Origin of the sequence: Sphingomonas tagetis, from assembly GCF_024211275.1 — a bacterium.
GTDB lineage: Bacteria > Pseudomonadota > Alphaproteobacteria > Sphingomonadales > Sphingomonadaceae > Sphingomonas > Sphingomonas tagetis.
This window is the reverse complement of record NZ_JAMLDX010000033.1, coordinates 1-26,746: the sequence shown is the minus strand read 5'-3', so window position 1 is coordinate 26,746 and position 26,746 is coordinate 1. Positions and strand designations below refer to the sequence as shown.

Below are 26,746 nucleotides of genomic sequence, written 5' to 3'. Positions count from 1 at the left end.
TGGAAGACCGACTTGGCCAGATCCAGTCCGACAACCGACACTTGCTCCATCTTCACTCTCCCTCTCCGACTTATCCGCAGAAAAATATCCCGCGGGGAGGAGAGCCGTCCACGACATCAATTGCCGCCATCTGGCACTACCCGCTATTCCGCCAATATGAGGTGGAACGCGCCCAGCCGGAAAAGCAGATTCTACGGATGGTCTGCCGTGTTCTTCAATTGCGTTCTCGTGTTGCTGGTCGCATGGGCGCTCAACTGGCCCATGATGTTCGAAGCGAATGAAGGATTGGCGTCCTTCGTGTTCGGAGCGATTGCATTCGCTGGATTGGCCGGACCCGTTTTCATCGTGAAGTGGGCAGACACGAAGGTGTCTAGGCACCATCGAACGGCAACTAACCACCCAATTCCCACCCTTCACCGCCCCAACATATGCTCGACGAACCCGCCCAGATTGCGGAACCCGGTCAGCGCCATCGTCCCTTCCTTGCCCTGCGCCGCGGGCACCAGCGCGCGGGTGAAGCCGAGCTTGCCCGCTTCCTTTAACCTGAGCGCGCCATGCGCCACCGGCCGCACTTCGCCTGACAGCGCGATCTCGCCGAACGCCACTGCGTCCGCCGCCACCGGCCGCTCGGACAGTGCCGAGACCAACGCCGCCGCCACCGCCATGTCCGCCGCCGGGTCCTGCACCCGATAGCCGCCCGCGATGTTGAGATAGACCTCGCTGGTCGAGAAGCTGAGGCCACAGCGCGCCTCCAACACCGCGAGGATCATCGCCAGCCGGCCAGAATCCCAGCCGACCACCGCGCGCCGCGGCGTCGCCCCGCTCGCCAGCCGCACCACCAGCGCCTGGATCTCGACCAGCACCGGCCGCGTGCCCTCCATCGCCGGAAACACCACCGTCCCGGTCACGCTCTCGTCACGGCTGGTCAGGAACAGCGACGAGGGGTTGCCGACCTCCGCCAGCCCGCCGGTCTCCATCGCGAATACGCCGATCTCGTCGGTCCCGCCAAAGCGGTTCTTGGTCGCGCGCAGGATGCGATACTGGTGGCTGCGCTCGCCCTCGAACGCCAGCACGGTGTCGACCATATGCTCGAGCACGCGCGGCCCGGCGAGGCTGCCGTCCTTGGTGACGTGCCCGACCAGCACCACCGCCGTCCCGCGCTCCTTGGCGAAGCGGATCAGCTCCTGCGCGCTCGCCCGAACCTGGCTCACCGTGCCCGGCGCGCCTTCGATCAGGTCGCTGTGCATCGTCTGGATCGAATCGATGATCAGCAGCGCCGGCGGCTGCGCCCCGCCGAGCGTGGTCAGAATGTCGCGCACCGAGGTCGCCGCCGCGAGCTGCACCGGCGCATTGCCCAGCCCCAGTCGCCGCGCGCGCAGCCGCACCTGATCCGCCGCCTCCTCGCCCGAGACATAGGCGACGGAACGCCCGTCCCTGGCCCCGGCCAGCGCCATCTTCGCCGCGGCCTGCAACAGCAGGGTCGACTTGCCGATCCCCGGATCGCCGCCGATCAGCGTCGCCGACGCCTCGACGAACCCGCCCCCCAGCGCGCGGTCGAGCTCGGCGATCCCGGTCGCCATCCGCGCCGGCAGCGGGATGTCGGCATCGAGTCCCGAGAGCGAGATCATCCGCCCGCCGCCCTGCAGGTTATGCTTGGCCTGAAACGGCGTCACCACCGCGCCCGCATCTTCGACCAGCGTGTTCCAGTCGCCGCAATCGGCGCATTGCCCCGCCCATTTGGACGAGACCGACCCGCATTGCTGACAGACGTAACGCTTCTGGAGCTTGGCCATGCCCTGCTGCCTAGCAGGAACGATTAGGGAACATCAAGCCTTGCCAGTGACCAGCAACCCGTGCTGCACCGCCGGCCGCGCCAGCCCGCGTTCGAGCCACGCGGCGACGTTGCGATAGCTGTCGAACCCGGCCAGTTCGCCCGCGCCATAAAAGCCTATCAGGTTGCGCACCCACCCCAGCGAGGCGATGTCGGCGATCGAATAATCGCCCATGATCCAGTCGCGATCCTGCAACCGCGTGTCGAGAACGCCGAGCAACCGCTTGGACTCGTTGACATAGCGCTCCAGCGGGCGCTTGTCCTCATAGTCGCGCCCGGCGAATTTGTGGAAGAAGCCGACCTGCCCGAACATCGGCCCCAGCCCGCCCATCTGCCACATCAGCCAGGCGATCGTTTCATAGCGCTGCTCGGGGTCGATGAACTTGCCGGTCTTGTCGGCGAGATAGATCAGGATCGCCCCGCTCTCGAACAGCGCCAGCGGACGCCCGGTCGGCCCGTCCGGATCGATCATCGCCGGGATCTTGCCATTGGGGTTGAGGCTCAGAAATTCCGGCGTCTTCTGGTCGTCGGTCGCGAAATCGACCAGATGCGGCTCATAGGCCAGCCCGGTCTCCTCCAGCATGATCCCCACCTTCACGCCATTGGGGGTGTTGAGCGAATAGAGCTGGATGCGGTCGGGATGCTGCGCCGGCCAGCGCCGGGTGATCGGGAACTGCGACAGATCGGCCATATGGGGTCTCCTCTTATCTGCGGCACCGGCCCGCGCCCCCGCCCGGCCACCCAGCGGCAGGATCATATGGGTGGCCGGGCGGGGAGCGGGCCGGTGCCGCCATCCAGCGATGCTGGACCAAACGACGCACGGCGACATAGTCACGCGGCAATCGGTTCGCTATGGGCGCGCCGATGGAACCGACCGACCTTCGCGTGGCGCTGTTCAGCGGCAACTATAATTATGTCCGCGACGGCGCGAACCAGGCGCTCAACAAGCTGGTCCGCCACCTGCTCGACGCGGGCGCGCAGGTGCGTGTCTATTCGCCGACCACCGACACCCCGGCCTTCGCGCCCGAGGGCGATCTCGTCAGCGTCCCCGCGCTCCCCATCCCCGGCGGCCGCGGCGAGTACAAGTTCGCGCTGGGCCTGCCCAAGGCGCCGCGCGCCGATCTCGAGGCGTTCAAGCCCAATCTCGTCCACGTCTCGGCGCCCGAATTTCTCGGCCACGCCGCCGTCGCCTGGGCGCGCGAGCGCGGCATCCCGGTGATCGCCTCGCTCCACACCCGGTTCGAGACCTATCCGCGCTATTACCGGATCGGCTTCATCGAGCCCTGGCTGATCCGCCGCCTGACGCGCTTCTACAACCGCGTCGACCGCGTCGTCGTGCCCGGCAACTCGGTCGCCGAGCTCATCAAGAGCTGGGGCGTCACCACCCCGGTCGGCATCTGGTCGCGCGGCGTCGATCATGCCCGCTTCAACCCGCAGCGCCGCGACGATGCCTGGCGCCGCGGCCTCGGCATTCCCGACGGCGTCCCCGCAATCGGTTTCCTCGGCCGGCTCGTGCTGGAAAAAGGTCTCGACATCTTCGCCGAGGTCGCGCGCGAGCTGAAGCGCCGCGACGTGCCGCACCGCATCCTCGTGATCGGCGAAGGGCCGGCGCGCGACTGGTTCGCCAGCCAGGTGCCCGAGGCGATCTTCACCGGCTTCCAGTCCGGCGACGATCTCGCCCGCGCGGTCGCCGGGATGGACGTGTTCTTCAACCCCTCGATCACCGAAACCTTTGGCAACGTGACCTCGGAAGCGATGGCGTGCGGCGTCCCGGTGGTCGCGGCGAAGGCGACCGGAGCGATGGATCTGGTCGAGGAAGGCATTACCGGCTTCCTCGTGCCGCCGCGCGACGTCACCGCCTATGCCGACGCGATCGAGCGCCTCGCCCGCGACCCCGAAATGCGCGCCAGCTTCGGCACGGCGGGCCACGCCAGGATGCAGGCGCATGTCTGGCCGCGGATCAATCAGGCCGTGCTCGACGCCTATCTGGAGGTCGCGGCAGCGCGCTAGGCGCCGCCGTCACCCCATTCATAGGCCAGGCCGTTCTCGCGAAACGCGAAGCGGTCGATATGCCGCTCGACCGCGCCCTTGAGGCCGTGAAGCTGTTCATCGGCGCTCGCATCGACCAGGATCGCGATCCCGTCGTCCTTCGCATCGAGCGTGACCAGCCCGTCGCCGGGCCAGTCCGCGCCACGCGCACTCTTCGGAAACACGATCGTACCGTGATCGGCGGTGAACTCGACCTTCAGATTATGCTCCCAATGCTTGCACAGCTGCTGAAGATAGCGGCTCGCCTTGTCGGTCTTCGCGAACCCGGTCGCGGAACAGTTCGTCATTCTCGTCGCTCCTTCCGCCGCCAGCCCGAGCCGGCGGCGGAGCAATTGCATTCGGGTCACGCCGTCACAGCCGTTCGATCTTGCGCGCCGCCTCGTCGATCAGTTCGGCGACCGCGTGCAGAGTCTCCTGGCTCACTTCGCCCTCGCCCAGCCGATGCTGGAGCACCTGGCGCAGATTGCCCATCGCGCGCCGCACCGGGCTGCCATGGCTGCGCGAGCGCATCGTGCCGATCGCGGCCAGCCGCTCCATCAGCGCTTCGACCTCTTCCTCGCGTTCGGTCAGGTGCGCCTGACCCGCGGTGGTGATCGCGAACACCTTCTTGGCGTCGTCGCTCGCCTGCTCGGCGATCAGGCCCATGTCCGACAGCATCGTCAGCGTCGGATAGACCACGCCGGGGCTCGGCGCATAGGCGCCACCGGTGCGCTCCTCGATCTCGCGGATCAGGTCATAGCCGTGGCGCGGCGCTTCCTCGATCAGCTTGAGCAGCACGAGACGAAGCTCGTCGCCGGCGAACATCCGCCGCCGCCCGCCGCCGCCGCGCACATTCGCGCCGTCGCCGGTGACGTCCCATTCGACCGTGAACGGCCCCCATTTGCCGCGGCCGCGCGGGCCGAACTTGCCGCCGAACGCGGCGAAATGCGGACCGTGTCCGCGATGATGTCCTCGAAACATTTCAATCCTTCATATTCGAGTCGTGATGCGTCTAAGATATATCTTAAATACATCAACACAACCCCCTTCGCGAAATTTCCGGAAGTTCCTATATCGTTCCGCATGGCCGACCTGTTCGGCGGGCTCGAGTCCGCCACTGCCCCTGACGACACCGCGCCCGCCGGCCCGCTGGCCGACCGCCTGCGCCCGCAGCAACTGGCGGATGTCGTGGGTCAGGATCACCTGACCGGCCCGGAGGGCGCAATCGGCCGCATGGTCGCCGCCGGCAAGCTCAGCTCGATCATCCTGTGGGGGCCGCCCGGCACCGGCAAGACCACCATCGCCCGCCTGCTTGCCGACGCGGTCGGGCTGCGCTTCGTCGCGATCAGCGCGGTCTTCTCCGGCGTCGCCGATCTCAAAAAGGTGTTCGCCGAAGCGAAGGAGCACGCGAAACTCGGCCGCCGCACCTTGCTGTTCGTGGACGAGATCCACCGCTTCAACCGCTCGCAGCAGGATGGCTTCCTGCCCTTCGTCGAGGACGGTACCGTCACCCTCGTCGGCGCGACCACCGAAAACCCGAGCTTCGAGCTCAACGCCGCGCTGCTCAGCCGCGCGCAGGTGCTGATCCTGCGCCGTCTCGACCATCAGGCGCTGTGCCAGCTGCTCGACCGCGCCGAGGAACTGGAGGACCGCCCCCTCCCCCTCACCGCACAAGCCCGCGACGCGCTGGTCGCCAGTGCCGATGGCGACGGCCGCTTCCTGCTCAACCAGGCGGAGACCTTGTTCTCGGTCAGCTTCGAGCAACCGCTCGACCCGTCAGCGCTCGGCGATTTCCTGCAGCGCCGCGTCGCGGTCTATGACAAGGACCGCGAGGGCCATTACAACCTCATCTCCGCGCTCCACAAATCGCTGCGCGGTTCGGACCCGCAGGCGGCGCTCTACTATCTCGCGCGCATGCTCACCGCGGGCGAGGAGCCGCTCTACGTGCTGCGCCGCCTCGTTCGCTTCGCCAGCGAGGATGTCGGCCTCGCCGACCCGCAGGCGCTGCTGATCTGCCTCGCCGCCAAGGATGCCTATGAGTTTCTCGGCAGCCCCGAAGGCGAGCTCGCCATCGTCCAGGCCTGCCTCCACCTCGCCACCGCGCCCAAGTCGAACGCCGCTTACATGGCGCAAAAGGCCGCGTTCCGAAGCGCGAAGGAAACCGGCAGCCTGATGCCGCCGCAGAACATCCTCAACGCCCCGACCAAGCTGATGAAGGACATCGGCTACGGCAAGGATTATCGCTACGACCACGATGCCGATGGCGGCTTCTCGGGCGACAATTACTGGCCCGACGAGTTGCCCCCGCAGACCTTCTACACCCCCACCGACCGCGGCCTCGAAAAGCGCATCGCGGAGCGTATGGCGTGGTGGGACGAGCGAAGGCGGGAGTTGAAGGACAGCTAAGAATATCCTCCCCCTGGCGGAAGAGGATCAGATGAGCCTCACTCCAAATTCGTCCGCCGCTTCCCCGAATATTTCTCCTCGCGCCGCGCCTGCCACTCGGCGCGCACCGCGCACACCCGCGGCGGCGAGGCGGGCGAGATGTCGCTCCATTCCTTCTCCATGTCGGCCATCTGCCCGCGCTTGTCCTCGCTCAGCTTCGGCACCGAAATCCCGATCCGCCGCATCGCCACGAACAGCGCGCGCCGCTCGTCGCGGTCGAAGTCGCGCGTCTTAGCCCACATTGCCGTGAGCAGCGGCGTCGCCGCCGCCTTTGCCGGCGGCCCGACCCTGCACAGCCCCTCGATCCCGGCGCCGTTGACGTTGGGCACGGACGCCTTGGGCCGCACCAGATAAGGCACCGCGCCCACACCCAGATCGCCCAGCCGCCGGATCAGCGATTCCGCCTCCCACAACCAATGCTCGTCATCCGCCGCGGCATAGAGCGCCAGCAGCCGCGGCCCAAACCCGACGAAACGCTCGCGCGGCAATTTCGCGATCAGCCGCGCCATGATCCGCCCGCTCTCGCGCGCCTTGTAGCGGTTGTCGCCCACCGCCGCGGCCGCGGCACGTTCGATCCCCGTCATGATCGCATCGGCCTTGGCGTCCAGCACCTCCGGCCGGTTGGCGATCACCCCGACATCCCAGTCGATCACCTTGGCCAGTGGATCGGCGATCATCGCGTCGAGGCTCGCCAGCTGCCGCGCCAGCGCCGCCGCTTCCGCCGCGTCGATCTTGGCGTTGACCGATGTCGCGTCGCCGCTCCGGCGCTGCTCGGGCGCGACCCGCTTCAGCCCCAGCGCTTGCGCCAGCACGACATTGTCGCGCCCATAGCGCGTGTCGCCCGACACGATCGGCGTGAAGCTGTCGCGGTAAAAGCCGTGGAAACAATCCCAACTCGGCGCCCCGGAATTGAGCGCGCAGCCCATCACCGGCATCGGCCAGCGGCTGAGCGGTGACGCGCTCCCGCCGAGCAGGCGATATTGCCGTCCGTCGGGCATCGTCACCGTCGTCGTCACTCGACGCACCGGCAACCCGCGCTCGACGATATTCTCCTCACGCGTCGCCACGCGCACGATGGCAAGTTCCGGCGCTTCGGGCATCGAGACCATGCAGAACGCCGCCGGCTTGCGCTTGCCGATACCCTCGCCGTCCTGAAAGCCGAACGCCCGCACATCAGCTGCACCCAGCGCCGGATTCTCGCGAACCCGTGTGCAGACCGGCTGCTCCATCATCCGGTGCGAGCGGAAATCGCCGGGCTTCTGCCGCGCCGAATAGCTGACCGGCAGCCCGTAATTCTGCACCAGCCACGGCCCCGCCCCGCCGCCGCCATCGCCCTCGAACACGATGGCATGGCGCGACGGATCGAACGGGATTTTCGCTTGGGCATTGGTCGCCTCGAATGCCGCCGTCAGTTCGCTCAGCTTCGCGCGGTCCGCCGTCGAAACATGCCAATAGCCGGCATAGAAGGCGACCGGCACGATCAGCCACAGCCGCGACACGCGCCCGACCAGCGCCTCGATCGCGATCCCGATCATCCCGGCGTTGATCAGCAGCACCGACCAGAACGCCGCCGCCAGGATCATCAGGAACACGCCGGTCAACGGAAACGCCTGAAGCAGATAGACCACGCCGGTGATGACGAAGAAGACGAGCGAGGCTGGCAGGCGGCGGCGCATCGGGCGTATCTATACACGCGGACCCTAAGGCGTCGTTAGCCCGCGCTTCCAATGTTGGAATTCATCTGCTCTCATCCGGCGATGCTCAACCCGCCGCTTCCCGCCCGCTCCCACATGGTAATTCCAGCCGCCGGCCCGCGCATGACAAGCCGTGTTTTTCGTCAACTTTGTCAACTTCGGGTATTTGGATACCTGATGATGTTGTTCGCGGCGCTCCCCGCCGCCGCCCAGCAACCGCCCGCCCCGACCGTCCACCAGCGCAGCATCGCCGCCGGCTACAAGGCGCTGATGCTGTGTGGCGCGATGTTCAACGGCGGCCGCACGCAAGCCCAGGCCCAAGCGCTCGAGCTGACCGGCATTTATCCCGAATATGACGCCATCGTCCCCGCGCTGAAGGCACAGGTCGACCGCGACCGTGGCACGGTCAGCGTCGCCTATGACGCGAAGATGCCGCCGCGCCTCGCCGAATGGGGCGTCAATTCGGGTTGCACCATCTTCCCGCCCGGTGCGGTCGAGCTGCCGCGGATCGGCGACGTCCAGCCGCTCGGCTACCGCCCCGCCGCCGATTTTCGCAAGCCCGACCGCCGTCTCTGGCCGCTCGGCGACGCCCTGCCTCGCATCGCCCCGGACGCGCGCGTCACGCCGCTCGCCCAAGCCGCCTTCACCCCTCGCTATGGCGAGAAAGCGCGCACCGTCTCGGTCTTGATCATGCAGGACGGCAGGCTGCTCGCCGAACGTTATGCCGACGGCTTCGACGCCTTCACCGCCAACCGCACCTGGTCGGTCGCCAAGAGCATCACCGGCACGCTGCTCGGCATCGCGGCGAAGCAGGGCCTCGCCCACCCCGCCGCACCCGCCAACATCCCCGAATGGGGTGCCTGGCCACGCGGCGACCGCCGCCGCACGATCACGCTCGACAACCTCCTGCGCATGGCGAGCGGCCTGCACAGCGACACCGCCGGCAACCGCACCGACGCCGTCTATTTCGGCGGCACGCGCGTCACGGAGGAAACCGTCGCCTGGCCGCTCGAGGTGCTGCCCGGCACGCGCTTCCGCTACGCCAACAATGACAGCCTGTTGGTGATGCGCTCGCTGCGCGCCTCACTCGGCGAGGACCGTTACCGCTGGTTCCCGCTGGTCGAGCTGTTCCGGCCGCTCGGCATGCGCCACACCGTCGCCGAGCAGGATGCCGGCGGCAACTACATCCTCTCCAGCCAGGTCTGGTCGACCGCGCGCGACTTCGCCCGGCTCGGCCAATTCTGGCTGCAGGACGGCGCATGGGATGGCAAGCGCCTGCTGCCCGAAGGCTGGATGCGCCACATGACCACGCCCAGCGGCCCTCAGCCCGCCAGCGGCCCCGGCTATGGCGCTTCGCTGTGGCTGTTCGGACCGAAACAGGGCCTGCCCGCGGGCAGCTACGCCGCACAGGGCAATCGCGGCCAGTACATCATGGTCGTCCCTTCGGCGAAGCTGGTCGTCGTCCGCCGCGGCGAAGACCCCGGCGGCGGGTTCGACATTGCCGCCTTCACCGCCGATGTGCTGAAGGCGCTCGATGGGTCCAGGCGCTGACCGCTTCACCCGCTTCGCCGCGATCGACTGGTCGGGCGCCAAGGGCAGCCGTCATCCCGGCATCGCGCTCGCCATTTGCGAGTCCGGCGACGCCGCCCCCATTCTGGTCGCGCCGCCCGCCCGTGCATGGTCGCGCACCGCCATCGCCGGGTGGATCGAGGCCCGCGCCGCGCAACCGCTGCTGATCGGCTTCGACATGAGCTTCTGCGCGCCGCTCCTCGACCGCGGCGCCTATCTCCCCGGCGAAACCACCGCCACCGACGCGCGCGCCTTCTGGGCCTATGTCGACGCCAACAGCCCCGACGAGGATTTGGGCGCCGCGAGCTTCCTCGACACCCGCCGCGGCCGCCACTTCTATCTCGGCGCGGCCGACGGTCCCAAAGCGGACTTCATGCACTTCCGCCGCTGCGAGCAGCATTTCAATGCGTCGGGCGGCGGCAAGGTCACCACCGTCTATGACGCGATCGGCGCGGCGCAGGTCGCCAAGGCGAGCTTCGCCGGCATGCGCCTGCTCCACCGTCTCTCGGGCAAAGTCGCGATCTGGCCGTTCGACGACTTGCCCGAAACCGGCACGGTGGTGGTCGAAATCTACACCGCCATCGCCGCCCGCGCCGCCGGCCTCCGCAAGGGCCGCTCGAAAATCCGCGACGCCGCCACGCTCGACACCGCCCTCGCCGCGCTGGGCTCAAGACCGCACATCTCGCTCACCCGCTATGACGACCATTCGACCGACGCGATCCTCACCGCCGCCTGGCTCCGCGCCAACGCCGCCCGCGCCGATCTCTGGCATCCGCCCGCTTTGACCCGCGAAATCGCCCGAACCGAGGGCTGGACCTTCGGCATCACATGACGCAAAGGGCGTCCCGTGCCGGTTTAGCTCAGCTGGTAGAGCAGCGGTTTTTTGTAATCAGACGGAAACCGAGAAATCTAGCGGCGAAAATGGCGAAAAACCGCCATTTCCTTTCCCTACCTTTCCTCCCATTTTGTTTCAAGGGCACATTTCGGGCACAAATTGTGCGAGCACCGGGGCCACTGCCAAACGGGCCGAATTACGATCCTCCGCTCGGGCGGCTTAGGCTTCAAGCTGCAAGTGGGGTAAGGTCGCTCAGGACGACAGGATCGGACTTCATATGGACGAGACGATGATTCGTGACGCAGCGCGCGCTCTGGCGGCGCGGTTGAAAGAATTACTGGACCAGGGGATGGCGCCAGAAATCACGCTCTCTCGTGACGAAGCACTGCTTGCGCAAGCGTTTGCTGAGAGCGTTGCCGATCTCCTAGCCAACTCGCGATAGCGGCGTGGGCATGCGTTCTAAATCATCTTGGCCCGCCAGAGTTCGGAGGCTATGGCCCAACGCGCGCCGGCTTAGCTCAGTTGGTAGAGCGCCGCCCTTGTAAAGCGGATGTCGCGGGTTCGACTCCTGCAGCCGGCACCATTCCTCGAAGTTTATGGGCGGGTTCCGCCGGGTTTACCGGAGCGCGCTAAGGTTGGTCTGACTGGTTCCGGTCCATCGTTGTAGGTCGCGCCGACCGCTGATTGTCTTGTCGCACGACGAGACGTCGCTGCAACTTCGAAGCAAAGCTCGCGGCATAGTTCCTTTGCCGCCATGGTGTAGGACTGTGATACACCCCTACCGCTTTCCAATAACTTCTGGTCCGCCGGAGGCCTGACAGGAATATCCACCGCGCGGCCTGCACGTTGAAACACGCGTCATGGGTGAGCCAACGCCGGACGTTTGTTTCGGGCCTGCCCATCAGTTTGGCAAAGTGAGGCACCCACCAGCTGTTGACCTGCAATGGACCGAGATCGTGACTGCCGTCCCTGTTGGCGACTTCGGCACCCACCCAGCCGCCTTCCTGATCGCGCAGCGCCCACAGTGTCTTCAGAAGCCACTCGCGCCCTTGAGAAGCCTCCGCGATGCAGCTGGCAATCCGCTTCTCGCGCTTGACCCGCTCAATCGACCGATCCTCCGCCATTGCCGTGGGAGGCACGATCAACACCAGCGCGAGGCTGGCAGCCGTAGCCCGCATCCAATCAACGACCACGGTCGTACCCCCTTCCCTCAGAATGATCGCGATCATGGCCACCTTGATTGACGGCGCGGTCGATTTGCTCATCCGGCACCCGCTCGAGAAGGCTTGCCAGCCATCGGTCCATCGCATCCACTCCGGACGCCACCCTGCCAGCGAGGACGGCGGCAAACCCGCCAGAAGCATGGGAACGCTCAAGGCGCCGTTTCGCGAGCCGCTGCTCCCTTGCTTTCCTTTCATCGCACTGTTCGCGACGCAGCACATCGAGGCGATCGCCATGCCGCTCCGCTCGTGAGGCCAAGTTGTCGCGCTCCAGCCGGCCGAGTCCTTCCAATGCCGACGACTTTTCACCCGATCGGCGCTCGAGCTTGTCGACCAGCCGATCCGGATCCTCTGTCCACAGCTTCACGCCGAACCGCGCGCGAGTGATCCCGGTGTAATAGTTTTGGCCGGTTACTAGTGGGGAGTTGACCGGGGCAAGGACATAGACGCGGTCATAGGTTTTGGACTGAGCCGAGTAGACGGTCTCACAGTAGCCGTGGTCCCAGCTTTTGTGCCGGCTCAGATCCACGTCCTGCTGCCTGCCGTCGCTGTCCCAGCGGACGGTCGCTAGCGAGCCATCGATTCGTTCGACAGTGCCGCGCTCGGCGTTGCGCAGCCCAAGATCGCGATTGACGAGTCGCCACTGAATGCGATCGCCCTGCGCAAGATCGCGCTGCTCGCTGTTGAACACGTTCACGCGGGCAGCGCTGCTCAAGCGGGGATCCCAGTGAAGCATGTGCCCCTGCTCGTCGACAAGCTTCACATGATGTCGGCCGTCTGCGTCCCGGCCCAGGCTTAGAACGCGATACTCTGCCCCGCGGGAGACCCCGATGCGACTGTCGTCACGGGCGAACAGGACCACCTGTCCGCTCGAATAGAAGCGCGCGATCCGTTTCTCCTGTTCGCTCATTCCAGCTGGCGACAGGATCTCGAGCCGGGTGTCATCCAGCACCACCGCCCCTTCGAGCTTGAGCGCCTTGCGGACCTCAGCGTTCACGATCAACCTGGTCGCATTCTCCAGCACCAGGATGTTCGTACCCGACCGGCTGGCCGGCTTGAGGCGGGTCCATTCACGCACAAGTCCCTTCGCCAAGCCGTCCGCATTCTCGCCGCTGACCACCCGGTCGAGATTGTCCAGCGAGGCTGCATAGTGCCCCGCGCGCGCCTGCGTGACCGCCGCCTTCATCGCGCGCGTTTCCTGACGCACCGACTCGGTGAGGTCCGCCTTGGACAGGCCGAGCTTTTGCATCAGCCAGAACGGCTTGCCTTGCTCGATCGCACCGGTCTGCTTGTTGTCGCCGAGCATGATCAAGCGGGCACCCGTCATACGGCTGATCTCAAGCAGCCGGATCGCCTGCCGGTTCCCCAACTGCCCCGCCTCGTCGAGGACGAGGACATGGTTGGCACCCAGGCCATGGCCGCCGCCGGCGAGCAGACTGGCCACAGTCCAGGACTCGATGTCGGCAGACCGGCCGAGATTGGCGGCGGCGGAGGATGTAGGTGCGATCGCAATGAAGTCGTTCTCGGCACCGCTCGCGGCTCGAAGTGTGCGGACAAGCGTCGATTTGCCAGCACCGCCCACGCCGTGCAGGCCGGTGACGCGGTCAGGTAACGTGCCAAGGCGGATGAGCGCAGCATCCTGCGCCGGGGTCAGCCCCCCGGCCACGCTGGCTTCGCGCAGCCGTTCGATCGATGCGAGCGGTGTTGCCTCGTTCAGCGCCAATGCGAGATGATCCGAGAGCGCGAGTTCGAGCCGGGCGGTCCGGCGTGACGTGCGCCCCCGCGTATGAACCTCATCCCCCGTTCGCTCACGGGTCTCGAGGAGCTTCTGCCGCTCCGTATGCACGTCGGCGTGCGGCCGGATATCCGACAGCCGAACCTCGCCGAGGTGTGACGCAAGGCCGAGACGAAGCATCCGCCCGAGGTTGTTTACCGCCTCCTTCCCCTCGGCCTGCCGCAGCCCGAACAGCATCGCGCGGGCGGAAACGGCCGGGGTCGGTTCATGAGCACGCTCACCGTGGTCAGCCAGGTCGCGGACCGAATCGAGCGAGCGCTGATGCATCGCCGCGCGCGCGGCCCAGCGCCCCCGCAGCTCGTCGAGGCCGGCTTTCTCCTTGGCGCCTCGCGTTTCGTAGAACGAGATGCGCCGTGCCGCCTGCCCTGCGAGGCCATGTTCCGCGGCGTGCGCCTCGATCTGCTCGGCGCGTTGCGACATCGCGGCAATGAGGTCACGGGGGACACCCTTGATCTCGAACAGACCAGTCCGCGGGTCGCTTTCCAGCGCATAGCCGATCTCCCGCAGGGCAAAGCCCAGTTCGTTGCGATAGACTTGCCCGGCCGCCATCTGCTCGGCGAACATCGCCCGGGTCTCCAGGCTTGCTATCGGCGCGTCGGGTTCACGATTGGTCATGTTGAGCACCACGACATGTGTGTGCAGGTGGGGATCGAGCTCGCGCGAAGCATGCTCGGTGAACCGCGCGAACAGCAGCCTGCCGGTCACCTCATGAACAATCTCGCCATCCCTGCGATGGCGAAGCAGCGCGTGCTCCTCGAGATAGGCCAGCGCCGTGCCGACCGCCTTCTCGTGCGCGGCGGCGATGCGCTCATCGCCCGAAACGAGTGCCATGATCGACACCGACTTGGGCGCGTTGACTGCGAAATCCCAACCGGGATGATGCTCGATCACGCCTTCGCCGCGGTGCCGGCCGAGCTGCTGGCCATCGACCCGGCCCGACAGTAGCTCCCGGAGCATGGCGGGATCGACCGTCCCCGATAGCCCAAGATCGGCCGCGAAACGGCCACCCCATTCGGAGTGCTCGCCCTCGCTTTTCGAGTAATAATCGCCGACCGAATAGTAGCGGGCGATGTTGGCGGCGGTGCCCTTGAGGCGACGCGGGTGGATCATGCCGGCCTCGCCGTATCGCGGGCGCCGTCCTGGCGCGCGTTTCGGTGCAGCGGCAAAGGACGCACCCGACTATCGAGCGGTACCGGCACGGCGGGCGCGGGCGTGTGAACTACGAGCAAACTGGCATTCCTAACATCGTCAGCAAAACGAAGAGACTGTAGCCAATAGGAATGATTACGCGCTGCACAGGGCACTAAGATGCCGACCCGCACTGTAGGATGCCTGTGGCGCCTACCAGGAATTACTTTGGATGCGAGGTTCGAGGGTAGCCGCGAAAGATTGCTTGGCGTCGTCCGGATTTCTCTCGCGTCGCTCGTAGCGCCTACCGGAGAGCATCAGTCTCCAAAGCAAACGATCGATCAAAATTCATGCGGCGAAAACGGCAGAAATCTACCGTAAATTGCTTGTATCGCGCCGCTCATCGGCAATCAAGGGCACAATCCGGGACACAAATACTGACGGCGGTAGTCGCCGTTCAGTCCTACCCGCGCCGCTACCGGGGACGGAGTCCAATTTGTAGGAATCTTAATTATTCCTATAACTTACAAGGCCGTGCCGCAGCGGCCCTACCGTCAAAAATACCGCCCGAAACACTGCCAGCACTGGATTCCCACACATGCACCGATTTCACTTAAGTTGACGCGTGGGCGTGGCAAGGATGAACTTCGACTTCTGCGATGTCAACACAACGACTATGATGAAAAACGGCAGAAATGCGTGCTTTTTCGCGATAGCCGATTGGGAACATATTGGGTTGAAACGTAGAATCTAGCCCGTTTTTACCGCACTTTTACCGCACCAATTTTGGCTCGGTCGCCTCACCCTTGCGTCGGTCGGCAAGCGGGCTTAGCACCTGCGCTGAACAACAATCTCGCCCCGCCATAAAACGATAACGATAGAGACAACCCAAGGCCTGGGGCGCGATCGGCTGGCACAAGAGGGGATGTGCCGATTCAAGTTTCTGCAAGATGGCAAGCCACTGACGTGGTTTGAGCGATGCGGCGTGGGCGCGGAACTTGGCGCACGGAGGGTCGATCACCGGCGAGTAATCTCTGGGTTCGTCCATATGTTGCGGATCGGCGCGCGGATAACAAAGGTCTGATTGACGATTCGGGCCAGGTCCGCTTTCGCCGTGAGCGTTTGTCTGTGCTCGGCGGAAACGACACTTGCCTCGATCCGCGCCTTGATCGCCAAGATCGCTTCCCGGGCCTCCTCATACCGCCGCTCGAAGATCAGCGCCCACGCCAGCCAGAAACTCCCCTCTGTTCCCAGCGTACCACCCAGCAGCGTCACCTTTTGCGCCAACGCAATGAAAGAGGCCAGGTAACCCTTCTGCCTCACGAGGCTCCAGGATAGCTTCTCCACCAAACGGACAGCCGGGGCGATGTCCTGAATCTGGATGGCAAGATCCAGGCTCGGCTCGATGAATCCGTGGCGCTCCAACCACTGCGAACCACGGCGGGCGACATCTTGCAGCCGGCCGGCGGGCACATTTTGAGATGCTTGGCGCAGCAGATAGCGGCGGAACAGCGCGTGGAAGCGGAACCATTGACCCTGCCCATCAAGTGTAACAATCAGGATGTTGTTAGCGACCAGATAGCTCAGGAACTCGCCAGCCCTGCGTGTCCCGGTGGACCATGACAGCAGCTCAGGGGAGAAGCTGGCGAAGACGGCGATCTCGGAAAGGAAATTCCGGAGTTCCGGGGACAATCGCCCCATGAGGCTCTCGAACAGAGTGTCCGCCAATCGCTCCGCTTCGGATGCCAAACCCCCATCCAGGCTCTTGAGGCCATTCCCCGTCGACGCCAAAACCTGCATGAGGCGAACTGCGGCCGGCCATCCCTCACTTTGCGATAGAACCAGCGTGGTCATGTTTTCCGTGAGGCCGCTGACCCCCGCTTCGTTGAATAGGGCGACGACATCGACAGCCTCAAAGCTGAGTTCGGCGGGGCCGATTGACGTGAGCCGCAGCTCCATCATGGCACGATGCAAGTCGAATGGCGGTTCGGTTGCGCAGGAAAGGACCAGATGACACTCGAAGTCGGCATCGAACGCAAGGGCGTTCACAAGTTCGCGGGTTTCTTCTGCTTTCCCCAAATCGGCGTTGTCAATGAAGATGCCGACCGGTTGACGGAATTCGCCCATCACTCGCAGAACTTCGGCAACTCTCCGGCCCGTGAAAGGAACACGGCGAAGGTCAAAAATATCGGTTGCGCTCGCGCCATCGAGACCGAGGTGTTGCTCGAGAGCATCGAGAACGGACGCCCGACCGATTGCGGGAGTGCCAACTCCGACCCAAAAGTTGGCAAACCTGAGGCCGTGCGCAGGCGGAACACTTCCGCAAGCAGGACGGTCTTTCCGTAACCGGGGGAGGCCGTTACGAGAGTAACCCTTGGCAGCCGACCATCCTCGAACAAGGCCAGTGCCTTGTTCTTGACTGCGGTGAAAGTATAACCCGGCGGCGCGAGGTCCACCCCGTTAGCTGGAAACGGACTGTCCACCTTTACGCGATCGGACGGGACCGGGCCCTCCATGTCAGACATCTCCCGCGGGAAGCGCGCATCATAGCTGTTTTCCGCGGACCTTGCTAACGTGAACGACAAAAATTGAAACCATGCGAATGCGGGCAAGAGACCGGTTCCATCTAGCTAATCGGTTCGGCCCGACCTGAAGGATGTTCGCGGGTTCGGAGAATTGGTCGCGTACCAGAACCTGATTCAGGAATTGCCCAGTGTCGCAGGCAAGATGTGCTTCTCGCCGTGGCCGCTGTGCGGTCCGCATCTGCGGATTTCACGCAATCGGGCGGTCGCGGGTGCAAACCATACTTTGGGCCGGTGCGGTCCCCGTCCGATCCGGTTAATTTGACCTCAGAAGACAGCCACGCCGGCAAGTGACAAACCGAGAGGATCGAACATGCCCGAGAGTCCCACCCATCCGCAGCCGCCGACGATATGGTCGCCCGAAGCAATCAAGGCGCTTTTCGACGAAAGTGGCGGCTATGTGGATTCGCGGATATACACCGACACCGGGATCTACGAGCTGGAGCAGGAGCTCATCTTCGGCCGCTCCTGGCTGATGCTCGGCCACGAAACCCACATCCCCAAGCCCGGCGACTTCCTGTCGACCTACATGGGCGAGGATCCCGTCATCATGATCCGCCAAAAGGACGCGAGCATCCGCGTTTTCCTCAACCAATGTCGCCACCGCGGCATGCGGATTTGCCGCGAGGACCTGGGCAACGCTAAGAGCTTCACCTGCGCTTACCATGGCTGGGCCTATGATGCGAAGGGCACGCTGGTCAGCGTACCGTTCGAACAACGTGCCTACGGCACTTGTCTGAACAAGGCAGAGTGGAGTCCCAGGCAAGCGAGGGTCGAGACCTACCGGGGCCTCGTCTTCGCCAACTGGGACCAAGAGGCGCCCTCACTCGCCGAGTGGTTCAGCGATGCGGGCAGCTATCTCGACTTCATGCTTGATCGATCCGAGGAGGGGACCGAGGTCATCGGCGGAATCCAGAAATGGATCGTTCCATGCAACTGGAAGTTCGCGGCCGAACAGTTCGTGAGCGACTTCTATCATGCGGGCACGGTAGCGCATCTCAGCGGCCTGACCGCCGGCTTGCCTGACGACGTCGAGCTGGCGGACATCGAGATGCCGAATGAAGGCATACAGTTCCGCTCCGAATGGGGCGGCCACGGCAGCGGCTTCCTTCTGCGAAACCCTTCCATGCTGTCGAGCGTCATGGGCCCGGAAGTGGCGAAGTTCTGGATGGATAGTCCCCACGCGGAGGAAGCTGAGCGGCGCCTCGGTCGTGCCGAGTATGCCAGGCACCCGGTCGGCAACCACATCACGATCTTTCCGACGATGTCCGCGCTTCCCGGCGTAAACAGCGTGCGCACCTGGCACCCACGCGGACCCGAGGAGACGGAAATCTGGGTGTTCACGGTCGTCGACAAGTCTGCGCCCGCCGAAATCAAGGAACTCTATCGCCGACAAAACATCCGAACGTTCTCGGCGGGCGGAGTATTCGAGCAGGACGATGGCGAAACCTGGGTCGAGATCCAGCGCGTCCTGCGTGGATACCAGGCGCGAAAGACGCAGTTCAACGTGCAGATGGGTACGAACATGCACCGCAGCGATGATCCGGTTTTCCCGGGCCGGATCGGATACGTCTATTCGGAGGATGCCGCACGCGGCTTCTACAGCCACTGGCAGCGTATGCTGACCGAGCGCAGTTGGCGCACACTCGCTCCCCCCAGCCCCGCGATTGCAGCCGAGTAAGCGGCCCCACCTCGGCCTCAAGGCCGAAGCGACACGAAAGGGATACGATGCCGACAATGTTGAAGGAGCCGGTCGCCGCGTTCGATCCGACGAAGGTAGGCGTAGACCTGCAGCACGAAATCGAGCAGTTCTACTACCGCGAGGCTGCGCTGCTAGACCGCCGCGAGTTCAAGGCCTGGCTTTCGCTGCTGGCCGAGGATTTGCGGTACTTCATGCCCTTGCGCATGAGCCGCATGAACCGCTTCGATGACAAGGAGTTCTCGGATGACAATGAGTACGCCAGCTTTGACGAAGACATCGTCGCGATGCGCGGGCGCATCCGTAAGGTTCTGACCGACTTTTCCTGGTCTGAAAACCCGTATTCGAAGACCCGTCACCTGGTCAGCAACGTCATCGTTGAACCGCTCGACGACGAGCCGGGCACATACAAGGTCCATTCGGCCTTCGTCACATATCGCAACCGGGCGGAACGCCAGGTCGACATTTGGACTGGCGAGCGGCGCGATGTGATCCGCCGGGCAGCCAACCCTTACGGTTTCGAAATCTCCAAGCGGACCATCCTGATTGATCAAAGCACACTGCTGGCAAACAATCTCAGCATTTTCTTCTAGGGAATTCAACGTGAGCTATATTAAGGTTTGCCAGACAAGCGACGTTCCGGAAGGTGCCAGCTTGCGGATCGAACATCCCGCCGAAGCGCTTGCGGTCCATCACCTCGAGGGCGAGTTCTACGTGACCCAGGATCGCTGCACACATGACGATTGGTCGCTCTCGGAAGGCTACCTCCAAGACGGCATGATCGAATGCACGCTTCACTGGGCGAAGTTCTGCGTCAAGACCGGCCAGGTCAAAGCGCCGCCCGCCTGTCAGGCGCTCAAGGTCTATCCTGTCCGCATTTCGGGGACCAACGTGGAAGTCGATGTCGAGGCGGGCCGCCTGACATGATGCGGTGAGCGGATATGGCGTACGGCTTGCGACGACATCGCTTTCGACAGACCTGAACGGGTGTGAGCGGCCCTCGCTTACCTTAAGCTTCCATCCGCCCTGCCCTGACTTTCAGTTCAATGCGCCGGATGCGAATACGGGCCCTCCCACGGACGAGACCGCCCCGCAATGCTCTTCCACTGACACTGAATGGTGCATCATCGAAGCCTGGGATCGCACAGGCTCCGAAGGCCGCGGCGTTTCGCGTCGTCCTAGTCCCTTGCGTAGGGAACGCGAAGCGCCGGTATGACAGTGCCGCTGCATTCGCCGAAGCCGATCGTGAAGCCGTCGCCCGCGCACTGGCCACGCAGTACCAGCGTATCGCCATCGGCAATGAAGCTGCGTGTCCTTCCGTCATTCAGAGCGATCGGCGTCTTGCCGCCCCAGCTCAGCTCCAGAAGGCTGCCGTAGCTGCCCGGTTCCAGCCCGGAGATCGTTCCGGTGCCGAGCAGGTCGCCCGCATCCATGCGGCACCCGGCGCTGGTGTGATGCGCCAGCTGCTGCGCGGCCGAATAATACATTTGGCGGTAATTGGTACGGCTGATCACCGTCTCGCCGCCGCCTGCGGGGGTCAGGCCAACTTCAAGAGCAATATCGTAAAGCATCGGACCGGGCTCGGCGAGATAGGCGAGCAAAGGCTTCTCGCGCTCGGGCGTGCTCACGCGGAACGGCTCGAGCGCAGCCTTCATCACAATCCACGGACTGATCGTGGTCGCGGTCGCCTTGCCCTGGAACGGGCCGAGCGGCGCATATTCCCATGCCTGGATATCGCGCGCCGACCAGTCGTTGAGCAGCACATAACCAAAGATCATGGCACCGGCCTCGGCCACCGTGACCGGCGCGTCCGAAGGCGTCCCGACGACCGCGCCCAGTTCCAGCTCGATATCGAAACGTGCCGACGGCGCGAACCGGGGCGCGGCGTCGTCAGGCCCCTTGATCTGCCCCCACGACCGATGACGCGCGCCCATTGTATCCGATCGGAATGTGCAGCCAATTGGGGGGAAGCGCATGCTCCGGCCCGTGGAACATCGTCCCGACATTGAAGGCGTGACTGCGGCTGGCGTAAAAGTCGGTGTAGCCGGCGACCTTGAACGGCATATGCAACTGCACACCGTCCAGTGGCACCAGATGTGGCTCGACCGCCTCGCGCGCGCTCGAGCCGGCGGCGAGTAGTGTGGTCATGCGCTCGCGCAGCTCAGTCCACACCGCTGGCCCCGCACCCATCGCCGCATTCCACGCCGGCTCGGCGAACAACGGCGCTTGCGAAACCGCGAGCACCCCCGCCGCCTCCAGCGCCGCCAGGTCGGCCACGCGATCACCGATCGCGATCCCGCAGCGCGGCCCCGCGCGCCCGTCACTGAATACCCCGCACGGCAGGTTGTTGAGAGGGAACGGGCAGTCAGGTTCGTTGGCGCTGGCCAGCCATGAGCGCAGAAGAGGCATCTCGGTCCTTTCGGGGTACAAGTCAGGCGGGGTCGAAGGTGCCGTCGAACATTTTTTCGAGCCCATTCCAGCAATCGGCATATTCCTCCTGCATCGGCGCCTCGCTCGCCGCCCATTGCGTGAGATGCTGGGGGAAGCGGGGCTCGAACATGAAGCTCATGGTCTGGTCGAGCTTGTGCGGCTTGTGCTCTCCCTTGCTCGCCTCCTCGAAAGCGCCCTGGTCAGGGCCGTGCGGCAGCATGCAATTGTGCAGGCTCATCGCGCCGGGCGCGAACCCGTCGGGCTTGGCGTCGTACTCGCCATAGATGTTGCCCATCAGCTCGCTCATCACATTCTTGTGATACCAGGGCGGGCGGAAGCTGTGCTCGGCAACCAGCCATCGTTCGCGGAACAGCACGAGGTCGATATTGGCCGTCCCCTCGACCTCGGATCGCGCGGTCAGAACGGTGAAGATCGACGGATCGGGATGGTCGAACAGGATTGCGCCGACCGGGCTGTAGGTGGTGAGGTCATACTTGTACGGTGCGTAGTTGCCGTGCCAGGCGGCAACGTCGAGCGGGCTGTGGCCGATCTCGCTGCGGTGGAACTGGCCGCACCATTTTGAGCGTCACCGTCGACGGCACCTCGCGATCCTCGAACGCGGCAACCGGGGTCTTGAAGTCGCGCGGATTCGCCATGCAGTTCGCGCCGATCGGGCCGCGATCGGGCAGTGCGAACGGCTGGCCGTAATTCTCGCAGACAAAACCGCGGCACGGCCCGTCACCCTATAGACCAGACCTCTTGGCAGCACCGCGATTTCCTTCGGCCCGATCTCGATCACGCCGAGTTCGGTGCAAAAGCGCAACCGGCCTCCCTGCGGCACGACAAGCAGTTCGCCGTCCGCCGAAGAAAAATAGCTGTCCACCATGGACCGAGTGACGAGATAGACGTGGCTCGCCATGCCGGTCTGGGTGTTGACGTCACCCGCAGTGGTCACGGTGCGCATGCCGCTGATCCAGTCGGTCTCGCTTCCGTCATGGGCAACCGAATTCCAGCGATACTGACCAAGGCTTGCGACGCCCGGGATGACGTTCGGCGCAGACTTCCAGTACGGCACGTCGATCGGTTGGAACCTCCCGACATGCAGCACGCTCGGGCGGATGCGGTAACACCAGCTGCGCTCGTTGCGTCCGCGCGGTGCGGTGAAGGCAGTACCCGAAAGCTGCTCGGCATACAGCCCATAGGCGCAACGCTGCGGTGAATTCTGTCCCTGCGGCAGGGCGCCGGGCAGCGCCTCGGATTCGAAATCGTTGCCGAACCCGGGCATATATTCGAGCGGCTTTGTTTGACTGGACATCTGCGGCAACGTCACCGGACACTCGTTGCATATGCAACGTTTGCCTTGCCTATAGATGCAAATGCATCAATGTGCAATTTGGCCTGCATGACCCAGTTCTCGTTCGACCTCGACCATTTCCTTCCCTATCTGCTCAATCAGGCAGCTGAGCTTACCGCGAAACGGTTCGAGCAGGTCTATCGCACTAAAAATGGCCTCACCCGAACGAAGTGGAGGATTATCTCGCATCTCGGCTCCACGGGCGCCATGACGGCAGCGAGGCTGTCGCATACGGAGAAGACGAAGATCAGCCGAGCTGTGGGGGCGCTTCAAACGGAGGGCCTGGTGTTGCGAGTGCCATCAACTACCGATCGCCGTACCGAGACGCTTCAGCTGACCAGTGCCGGCGAGGCCCTTTTTGCCTCACTCTCGCAGGAAGCCGCCGCGTTCGATCGCCAGTTGCGTGCGCTGATCGGCGCGGAGGCAGCAACCCGGCTCGAGGAGGCGCTGAAACGGCTCGTTGAGAGCCCGATTGTCAAATGAGGTCGTCAAGTCAACAACCCCTCAGATCCGAATGATCTGGGGCCCGCGCAATCACACGGCGGCCTGATCGGATTGCGACCCTTCCACCGATCGCTGCTGATCCTCGCCGAACGTCCGGCTCAGCGACCTTACGCAGCCCGACTCAGCAAGCCCGCGTCCGCCGACATTCCCTGGCTGTTCCGATCGAACGCATGCCGCGCGGCCTCGACCTCGGGCAACGATGTGATCGTCCATTCGTGCAACTGACGAAGCGGTTGCTGCAGCGTGCGGCCAAGCGGGGTGATCTGGTATTCCACCGCGACCGGTGAAAGCGATTTGACCTCACGAGCAACAAGCCCGTTGCGCTCGAGCCGACGCAGGCATTGTGTCAGCGCCTTTTGCGTCACCCCCTCCAGCCGGCGACGGATCGTGTTGAAGCGCAGCGGGCCAGCATCCAGTACAGCCATCACCATCATCGACCATTTGTCCGCAATCTGGTCGAACAGCGCTCGGCTGGGGCAAGCCGACGAGAAGCATTGAGGTTCAAGCTCGATCATGGCGATATCCTATTAACTCGCCAGGCGACGTAAGGTGCCTGTTGGATGTTTGGTTTATCATGTATACCTCTTGTACGGATCGAACGCAATCCGCTCAACAACCGCGCAACGCCCTCCCCGCCCCCAGATGCCCTGGCCGATCGGCCCAGCAAAACTGCCGCGCTGCCCGCCGACATGGAAATCAACCGCCTGCTCATGGTGCTGGGACCCCAACCTTGTCGGTCGACAACTCGTCTCCTGGCAGCTCCTGCCTCTGAAGAGCCAGCCTCTGAAGAGCCAGCCTCGTTAAATGCATGTCGGCGGCAGTCAGATCTGTGCCCAGGGCAATCAGTGCCGCGTACAGCGTAATGAGTTCTTGTTCATTTCGGGGCGGCCCGGCAAGCAACGTCCAGGAAAAGCGCGTCGCTGCGTCTACAGCTATCAGAGATCGGGCAGCTGTACTCTTCCGACACGCGCAGATAGAGCATGTCGAACCGCCTTGAGGCTTTCGTCTTCGGGGCCAGCCTTCAGTCTGGGGATGACCAACCGCTCGTTCTCGATGCGGAGGTCGTCGATCGACGCCGCAGCATCGAGCGCCAGCAATGCCACTGTCAGTTCATCCTTGATCCAGCGGATTGTCGCTTCCGGTTTTGCTGGCATGGCCAAATTGCTGATGAACCGGGCTCTTTCCTTTCGCCATTGCTCCTTCGGGATCAAGCGGTCTTCAGGAGCGCGATGGTCCAAGCTGTGGGCTACCGATGCCTTCCCATTACGGAGAGATCGTTTCAGCAGCATAAGCGTCGCGGCTCGGTACGCCTTGAACGCGGCCTCGCGGTCGGGTTGCTCAATCAGGAAAGCCCATGTCCGACCAAACGGATTGGACGTTCCTTCGGGTAAGCGCGGTTTTTTCCGCGTGGGCTACTCGTTCCACCATTGCCAACGCTTGTTCAAGCGGATGTAGGCGGCGAGTTTGCGCAGGATCGCAGACGGCGCCACGGCTCCCGCCTTGATGGAGGCGACCATCCTGACGATATCATCAATCGGCTCTGATCGCGGCGGTTTTGATCGTTCGCCCCATGAGGCTTTGATGCGCTTGTAGGTCGAGGGCGCGGCAATCGAGCCAAGTTTCCTGTCCGCGATGTCGCGCAGACGGGACGAAGCGGAAACCGAGAAGATGGCAGAGGGCAAAAACGTGGTCCGTTGCGCCGCCGGTATCGGTGTAATGTTCATGCAGCGGCAGCGCACCGGCGCCGAACATCAGGCCATCGAGCACATAAGGCGCCTCGCCGGCAGTGGCCGACATGATCCGCGATCCAAATGAGGCAAAATGGTCGGACAGGTGGGAGTAGATCTTCAGGCCCGGGTCGCTGCCATATTTTGCATTGATGTCGGCTGCCGCCCGAGCGGAAAAACTGCCCGTCGGATGATGAGCTGGTGCCGGCGCCCCATGGCGCGTGAACGGAAGATCATGGTGCGCGGCAACGATCATACCCAACGCGGCATGATAGTTTTCGGGCGACAGATACCAATTGCGCGTCCAGGCAAGCTGCGCGTAGCTCACCCCGTCACTGGCATTCGCCATCCGCTCCAGGCCCAGATTCGATCCATCGGCCAGAATGGCCGCAAGGATCGCATGCGGGTTGTCATGCTCCTTGCCGGACCGAAGATCGCGGAACGCGCTCAGGAATCCTGTGCGCTCGGCCACTTCGACCAGGAGTTCGGTGATCCGCACGCGCGGAAGCAAGGCGTCGAGCCTGTGATCGAGGGCTTCCGCCTCAAGCGGTGTGATCGCCGGCATGGGTTGCAGCTTGAGCCGGTCGCGTTCAAGCGCCACGCCCGCGAGCCTGTTCGTCGTGATTTGCTTGGCGAAACGACGCAGCCGCCAGTCGAGCATTCTCGCGCGATCGGCCAGATAGGCCCCAGCATCTTTTGGGAATGCAAGGTTTTCGGCCACCTTCCCGGCATGGCTCCGGCTCAACAGATAGGTGTCGAAGCGGCGATAGTTCCGGGTTCCCTCCACCCATATGTCGCCGGCGCGTAACCGATCACGCAGGGTGGCCATGACGGCTGTTTCATAGTGCCGGCGGTCAATCTGGCCCTCTTCGGTGATGAGGCGCTTCCACCGCCGGTTGGCGAATGGCAGGGGAACGCCATCAGGTAGGTTGCGCGTTTTGCGCGCATTGGCGGCGCGGATGACATCAATCGCCTCAACCAGTTGCACCCGCTTCCCGACGTCTTGAACGTGAATGCATCGAGGAAAGCTGGGCTGAACCGGCGCAAGGTCGCCTAACGCCCCGTTGCCGCGACAAGGGCATCTTCCCCCGACAGATCGGCCAGGGCATCGACCTGCGCTTTCGCCCGGACCAGCCTGTGCCAGCCCACCGCCTCGTCGATCAGTTCCAGCGGATTGCCGCCATGCTCGATCGCCTCTCCCAGCGCCGCGATCGTGGCACCGAACAACCGCATGAGTTCACCGACCGAGCGGATGCTGTCCTGATAGCGTCTCTCACGGCTGCGCCGCGCGCGTGTGAACAGGCCGCCGACAAGCTTGTCGAACGTCTGGATCGCCGCATCGGCGAGTCGGGCCTCGAGGTCGATTACCGACGCGACCAGGGTCGCGCGCCGCCTGTTGAGGCTATAGTCGAAAAGCAGGAATGCCGGTACCGCGCTACCTTCACGCATGAATTGCGCAAACCGGAAATCGGGATTCTGGTGCCGATCGCCGGATCAATGCCGACCGCGCCCGCATAGGGCAGCCGTTCCAGCAAGCCGTTGATATTCGCTGTCGTCGGCGCCTCCTCGAAATTGCGCAGCCAAGCCAGCGGCGTCACCGAAGTCGCTGCTGTTGACGATCAAATACGACAAGCGGCGCTATCGGCGACGAAGCCGCATCGAGATCATGTTCGGTCGTCTCAAGGACTGGCGCCGCGTCGCAACCCGCTACGATCGCTGCCCTACCGCCTTCTTTTCCGCCATCACCCTCGCTGCCACCGTCATCTTCTGGCTGTGATCAGCGAGTCATCGTGTAATTTGTGGCTGCTTCCTCGGGCCGGCTGAGCGGCGCACCTTCTGGTTGTCGGATCTGAAGGAAGGAAGCAGCCATGAAGCACTATGCCGGAATAGACCTGTCGATGGAAA

Annotated in this window: 26 protein-coding genes, 1 tRNA gene and 2 pseudogenes; 12 read left to right on the top strand and 17 right to left on the bottom strand. The window is 64.1% G+C overall.

Annotated features, from left to right (window positions below; translation table 11 throughout):
- The coding region (locus M9978_RS22405; RefSeq protein WP_254297289.1) for a hypothetical protein at positions 1-281 on the top strand (281 nt) is incomplete at its 5' end.
- A gap of 132 nt (positions 282-413) precedes the next feature.
- Here the strand turns inward: M9978_RS22405 and radA are convergent.
- Entirely contained in the window at positions 414-1,793 is a 1,380-nt protein-coding gene (gene radA, locus M9978_RS22400) for a DNA repair protein RadA (RefSeq protein ID WP_254297287.1), read from the bottom strand.
- A gap of 33 nt (positions 1,794-1,826) precedes the next feature.
- Positions 1,827-2,522, bottom strand: a complete 696-nt coding sequence (locus M9978_RS22395; protein ID WP_254297285.1) for a glutathione S-transferase N-terminal domain-containing protein — start codon at positions 2,520-2,522, stop codon at positions 1,827-1,829.
- Between the two features lie 173 nt (positions 2,523-2,695).
- On the opposite strand from M9978_RS22395, the gene M9978_RS22390 reads away from it, so the two are divergent.
- On the top strand, positions 2,696-3,841 hold the full coding sequence (locus M9978_RS22390; RefSeq protein WP_254297283.1) for a glycosyltransferase family 4 protein: 1,146 nt from the start codon (positions 2,696-2,698) through the stop codon (positions 3,839-3,841).
- On the opposite strand, the gene M9978_RS22385 is transcribed toward M9978_RS22390, so the two are convergent.
- Both M9978_RS22385 and M9978_RS22380 read right to left on the bottom strand, forming a co-directional pair.
- Positions 3,838-4,167, bottom strand: a complete 330-nt coding sequence (locus M9978_RS22385; protein ID WP_254297281.1) for a DUF2218 domain-containing protein — start codon at positions 4,165-4,167, stop codon at positions 3,838-3,840. The genes M9978_RS22390 and M9978_RS22385 overlap by 4 nt on opposite strands.
- Positions 4,168-4,231: 64 nt before the next feature.
- Positions 4,232-4,840 carry a PadR family transcriptional regulator gene (locus M9978_RS22380; RefSeq protein ID WP_254297279.1) on the bottom strand — a complete coding sequence of 203 codons (609 nt, stop codon included), beginning with the start codon at positions 4,838-4,840 and terminating at the stop codon, positions 4,232-4,234.
- Positions 4,841-4,942: 102 nt separating this feature from the next.
- Here M9978_RS22380 and M9978_RS22375 point away from each other — a divergent pair, with 102 nt between their 5' ends.
- A complete protein-coding gene (locus M9978_RS22375; RefSeq protein ID WP_254297277.1) occupies positions 4,943-6,265 on the top strand; it encodes a replication-associated recombination protein A in 1,323 nt (440 codons plus the stop codon).
- 38 nt (positions 6,266-6,303) lie between these two features.
- On the opposite strand, the gene M9978_RS22370 is transcribed toward M9978_RS22375, so the two are convergent.
- Positions 6,304-7,980 carry a hypothetical protein gene (locus M9978_RS22370; protein ID WP_254297275.1) on the bottom strand — a complete coding sequence of 559 codons (1,677 nt, stop codon included), beginning with the start codon at positions 7,978-7,980 and terminating at the stop codon, positions 6,304-6,306.
- A gap of 195 nt (positions 7,981-8,175) precedes the next feature.
- Between M9978_RS22370 and M9978_RS22365 the strand changes: the two genes are divergently transcribed.
- The 4 genes from M9978_RS22365 (at position 8,176) to M9978_RS22350 (ending at position 10,985) form a co-directional block, all read left to right on the top strand.
- Positions 8,176-9,549 (top strand): serine hydrolase domain-containing protein, encoded by a 1,374-nt coding sequence (locus M9978_RS22365; protein ID WP_254297273.1) that lies wholly within the window; start codon positions 8,176-8,178, stop codon positions 9,547-9,549.
- The gene (locus M9978_RS22360) at positions 9,533-10,399 is read left to right on the top strand and encodes a hypothetical protein (RefSeq protein ID WP_254297271.1); all 867 of its coding nucleotides are present in this window, start codon (positions 9,533-9,535) and stop codon (positions 10,397-10,399) included. Before M9978_RS22365 ends, M9978_RS22360 begins: the two co-directional genes overlap by 17 nt.
- A gap of 280 nt (positions 10,400-10,679) precedes the next feature.
- Entirely contained in the window at positions 10,680-10,844 is a 165-nt protein-coding gene (locus M9978_RS22355; RefSeq protein WP_254297270.1) for a hypothetical protein, read from the top strand.
- 65 nt (positions 10,845-10,909) lie between these two features.
- Positions 10,910-10,985, top strand: a tRNA-Thr gene (locus tag M9978_RS22350).
- Positions 10,986-11,031: 46 nt separating this feature from the next.
- Here the strand turns inward: M9978_RS22350 and M9978_RS22345 are convergent.
- From M9978_RS22345 to M9978_RS22330, 4 genes are all read right to left on the bottom strand, one after another.
- On the bottom strand, positions 11,032-11,631 hold the full coding sequence (locus tag M9978_RS22345) for a lytic transglycosylase domain-containing protein (RefSeq protein WP_367305145.1): 600 nt from the start codon (positions 11,629-11,631) through the stop codon (positions 11,032-11,034).
- Complete coding sequence (mobF, locus tag M9978_RS22340) at positions 11,585-14,527, bottom strand: MobF family relaxase (RefSeq protein ID WP_254297268.1); 2,943 nt, start codon at positions 14,525-14,527, stop codon at positions 11,585-11,587. The genes M9978_RS22345 and mobF overlap by 47 nt, the downstream gene beginning before the upstream one ends.
- 1,035 nt (positions 14,528-15,562) lie before the next feature.
- Positions 15,563-16,672 carry a winged helix-turn-helix domain-containing protein gene (locus M9978_RS22335; RefSeq protein ID WP_254297266.1) on the bottom strand — a complete coding sequence of 370 codons (1,110 nt, stop codon included), beginning with the start codon at positions 16,670-16,672 and terminating at the stop codon, positions 15,563-15,565.
- A complete protein-coding gene (locus M9978_RS22330) occupies positions 16,672-17,157 on the bottom strand; it encodes a hypothetical protein (RefSeq protein ID WP_254297264.1) in 486 nt (161 codons plus the stop codon). The genes M9978_RS22335 and M9978_RS22330 overlap by 1 nt, the downstream gene beginning before the upstream one ends.
- Before the next feature lie 283 nt (positions 17,158-17,440).
- Between M9978_RS22330 and M9978_RS22325 the strand changes: the two genes are divergently transcribed.
- The 3 genes from M9978_RS22325 to M9978_RS22315 are packed head-to-tail and all read left to right on the top strand — an operon-like array spanning position 17,441 to position 19,753.
- The gene (locus M9978_RS22325) at positions 17,441-18,808 is read left to right on the top strand and encodes an aromatic ring-hydroxylating dioxygenase subunit alpha (protein ID WP_302054180.1); all 1,368 of its coding nucleotides are present in this window, start codon (positions 17,441-17,443) and stop codon (positions 18,806-18,808) included.
- A gap of 56 nt (positions 18,809-18,864) precedes the next feature.
- Complete coding sequence (locus M9978_RS22320; RefSeq protein WP_254297262.1) at positions 18,865-19,419, top strand: aromatic-ring-hydroxylating dioxygenase subunit beta; 555 nt, start codon at positions 18,865-18,867, stop codon at positions 19,417-19,419.
- A gap of 10 nt (positions 19,420-19,429) precedes the next feature.
- A complete protein-coding gene (locus M9978_RS22315) occupies positions 19,430-19,753 on the top strand; it encodes a bifunctional 3-phenylpropionate/cinnamic acid dioxygenase ferredoxin subunit (protein WP_367305144.1) in 324 nt (107 codons plus the stop codon).
- A 251-nt stretch (positions 19,754-20,004) separates the two neighbouring features.
- Here M9978_RS22315 and M9978_RS22310 read toward each other — a convergent pair whose 3' ends face one another.
- From M9978_RS22310 to hmgA, 3 genes and pseudogenes are all read right to left on the bottom strand, one after another.
- A complete protein-coding gene (locus M9978_RS22310; RefSeq protein WP_254297258.1) occupies positions 20,005-20,760 on the bottom strand; it encodes a fumarylacetoacetate hydrolase family protein in 756 nt (251 codons plus the stop codon).
- Complete coding sequence (locus M9978_RS22305; protein WP_254297256.1) at positions 20,717-21,235, bottom strand: fumarylacetoacetase; 519 nt, start codon at positions 21,233-21,235, stop codon at positions 20,717-20,719. Before M9978_RS22305 ends, M9978_RS22310 begins: the two co-directional genes overlap by 44 nt.
- A 22-nt stretch (positions 21,236-21,257) precedes the next feature.
- Positions 21,258-22,541, bottom strand: a pseudogene (gene hmgA, locus M9978_RS23575) (homogentisate 1,2-dioxygenase).
- A gap of 117 nt (positions 22,542-22,658) precedes the next feature.
- On the opposite strand from hmgA, the gene M9978_RS22295 reads away from it, so the two are divergent.
- On the top strand, positions 22,659-23,093 hold the full coding sequence (locus tag M9978_RS22295; protein WP_254297254.1) for a MarR family winged helix-turn-helix transcriptional regulator: 435 nt from the start codon (positions 22,659-22,661) through the stop codon (positions 23,091-23,093).
- A gap of 128 nt (positions 23,094-23,221) precedes the next feature.
- Here M9978_RS22295 and M9978_RS22290 read toward each other — a convergent pair whose 3' ends face one another.
- From M9978_RS22290 to M9978_RS22270, 5 genes are all read right to left on the bottom strand, one after another.
- On the bottom strand, positions 23,222-23,629 hold the full coding sequence (locus M9978_RS22290) for a winged helix-turn-helix transcriptional regulator (protein WP_254297252.1): 408 nt from the start codon (positions 23,627-23,629) through the stop codon (positions 23,222-23,224).
- Positions 23,630-24,049: 420 nt separating this feature from the next.
- Positions 24,050-24,325 (bottom strand): hypothetical protein, encoded by a 276-nt coding sequence (locus M9978_RS22285; RefSeq protein ID WP_254297250.1) that lies wholly within the window; start codon positions 24,323-24,325, stop codon positions 24,050-24,052.
- A 201-nt stretch (positions 24,326-24,526) separates the two neighbouring features.
- Positions 24,527-24,748 (bottom strand): Tn3 family transposase, encoded by a 222-nt coding sequence (locus M9978_RS22280; protein WP_254297291.1) that lies wholly within the window; start codon positions 24,746-24,748, stop codon positions 24,527-24,529.
- On the bottom strand, positions 24,645-25,829 hold the full coding sequence (locus M9978_RS22275) for a Tn3 family transposase (protein WP_254297247.1): 1,185 nt from the start codon (positions 25,827-25,829) through the stop codon (positions 24,645-24,647). The genes M9978_RS22280 and M9978_RS22275 overlap by 104 nt, the downstream gene beginning before the upstream one ends.
- A 65-nt stretch (positions 25,830-25,894) precedes the next feature.
- Complete coding sequence (locus M9978_RS22270; protein ID WP_254297245.1) at positions 25,895-26,290, bottom strand: hypothetical protein; 396 nt, start codon at positions 26,288-26,290, stop codon at positions 25,895-25,897.
- A 169-nt stretch (positions 26,291-26,459) separates the two neighbouring features.
- On the opposite strand from M9978_RS22270, the pseudogene M9978_RS22265 reads away from it, so the two are divergent.
- Positions 26,460-26,618, top strand: a pseudogene (locus M9978_RS22265) (transposase); the annotation flags it as partial.
- Between the last annotated feature and the right edge of the window lie 128 nt (positions 26,619-26,746).

Coding starts and splice junctions, on each gene's coding strand:
- radA (WP_254297287.1), bottom strand. CDS start 1,793: ATGGCCAAGCTCCAGAAGCGTTACGTCTGTCAGCAATGCGGGTCGGTC.
- M9978_RS22365 (WP_254297273.1), top strand. CDS start 8,176: ATGATGTTGTTCGCGGCGCTCCCCGCCGCCGCCCAGCAACCGCCCGCC.
- M9978_RS22385 (WP_254297281.1), bottom strand. CDS start 4,167: ATGACGAACTGTTCCGCGACCGGGTTCGCGAAGACCGACAAGGCGAGC.
- mobF (WP_254297268.1), bottom strand. CDS start 14,527: ATGATCCACCCGCGTCGCCTCAAGGGCACCGCCGCCAACATCGCCCGC.
- M9978_RS22310 (WP_254297258.1), bottom strand. CDS start 20,760: ATGGGCGCGCGTCATCGGTCGTGGGGGCAGATCAAGGGGCCTGACGAC.
- M9978_RS22390 (WP_254297283.1), top strand. CDS start 2,696: ATGGAACCGACCGACCTTCGCGTGGCGCTGTTCAGCGGCAACTATAAT.
- M9978_RS22355 (WP_254297270.1), top strand. CDS start 10,680: ATGGACGAGACGATGATTCGTGACGCAGCGCGCGCTCTGGCGGCGCGG.
- M9978_RS22380 (WP_254297279.1), bottom strand. CDS start 4,840: ATGTTTCGAGGACATCATCGCGGACACGGTCCGCATTTCGCCGCGTTC.
- M9978_RS22325 (WP_302054180.1), top strand. CDS start 17,441: ATGCCCGAGAGTCCCACCCATCCGCAGCCGCCGACGATATGGTCGCCC.
- M9978_RS22290 (WP_254297252.1), bottom strand. CDS start 23,629: ATGATCGAGCTTGAACCTCAATGCTTCTCGTCGGCTTGCCCCAGCCGA.
- M9978_RS22370 (WP_254297275.1), bottom strand. CDS start 7,980: ATGCGCCGCCGCCTGCCAGCCTCGCTCGTCTTCTTCGTCATCACCGGC.
- M9978_RS22360 (WP_254297271.1), top strand. CDS start 9,533: ATGGGTCCAGGCGCTGACCGCTTCACCCGCTTCGCCGCGATCGACTGG.
- M9978_RS22305 (WP_254297256.1), bottom strand. CDS start 21,235: ATGCCTCTTCTGCGCTCATGGCTGGCCAGCGCCAACGAACCTGACTGC.
- M9978_RS22335 (WP_254297266.1), bottom strand. CDS start 16,672: ATGGGCGAATTCCGTCAACCGGTCGGCATCTTCATTGACAACGCCGAT.
- M9978_RS22270 (WP_254297245.1), bottom strand. CDS start 26,290: ATGCGTGAAGGTAGCGCGGTACCGGCATTCCTGCTTTTCGACTATAGC.
- M9978_RS22345 (WP_367305145.1), bottom strand. CDS start 11,631: ATGATCGCGATCATTCTGAGGGAAGGGGGTACGACCGTGGTCGTTGAT.
- M9978_RS22320 (WP_254297262.1), top strand. CDS start 18,865: ATGTTGAAGGAGCCGGTCGCCGCGTTCGATCCGACGAAGGTAGGCGTA.
- M9978_RS22375 (WP_254297277.1), top strand. CDS start 4,943: ATGGCCGACCTGTTCGGCGGGCTCGAGTCCGCCACTGCCCCTGACGAC.
- M9978_RS22395 (WP_254297285.1), bottom strand. CDS start 2,522: ATGGCCGATCTGTCGCAGTTCCCGATCACCCGGCGCTGGCCGGCGCAG.
- M9978_RS22295 (WP_254297254.1), top strand. CDS start 22,659: ATGACCCAGTTCTCGTTCGACCTCGACCATTTCCTTCCCTATCTGCTC.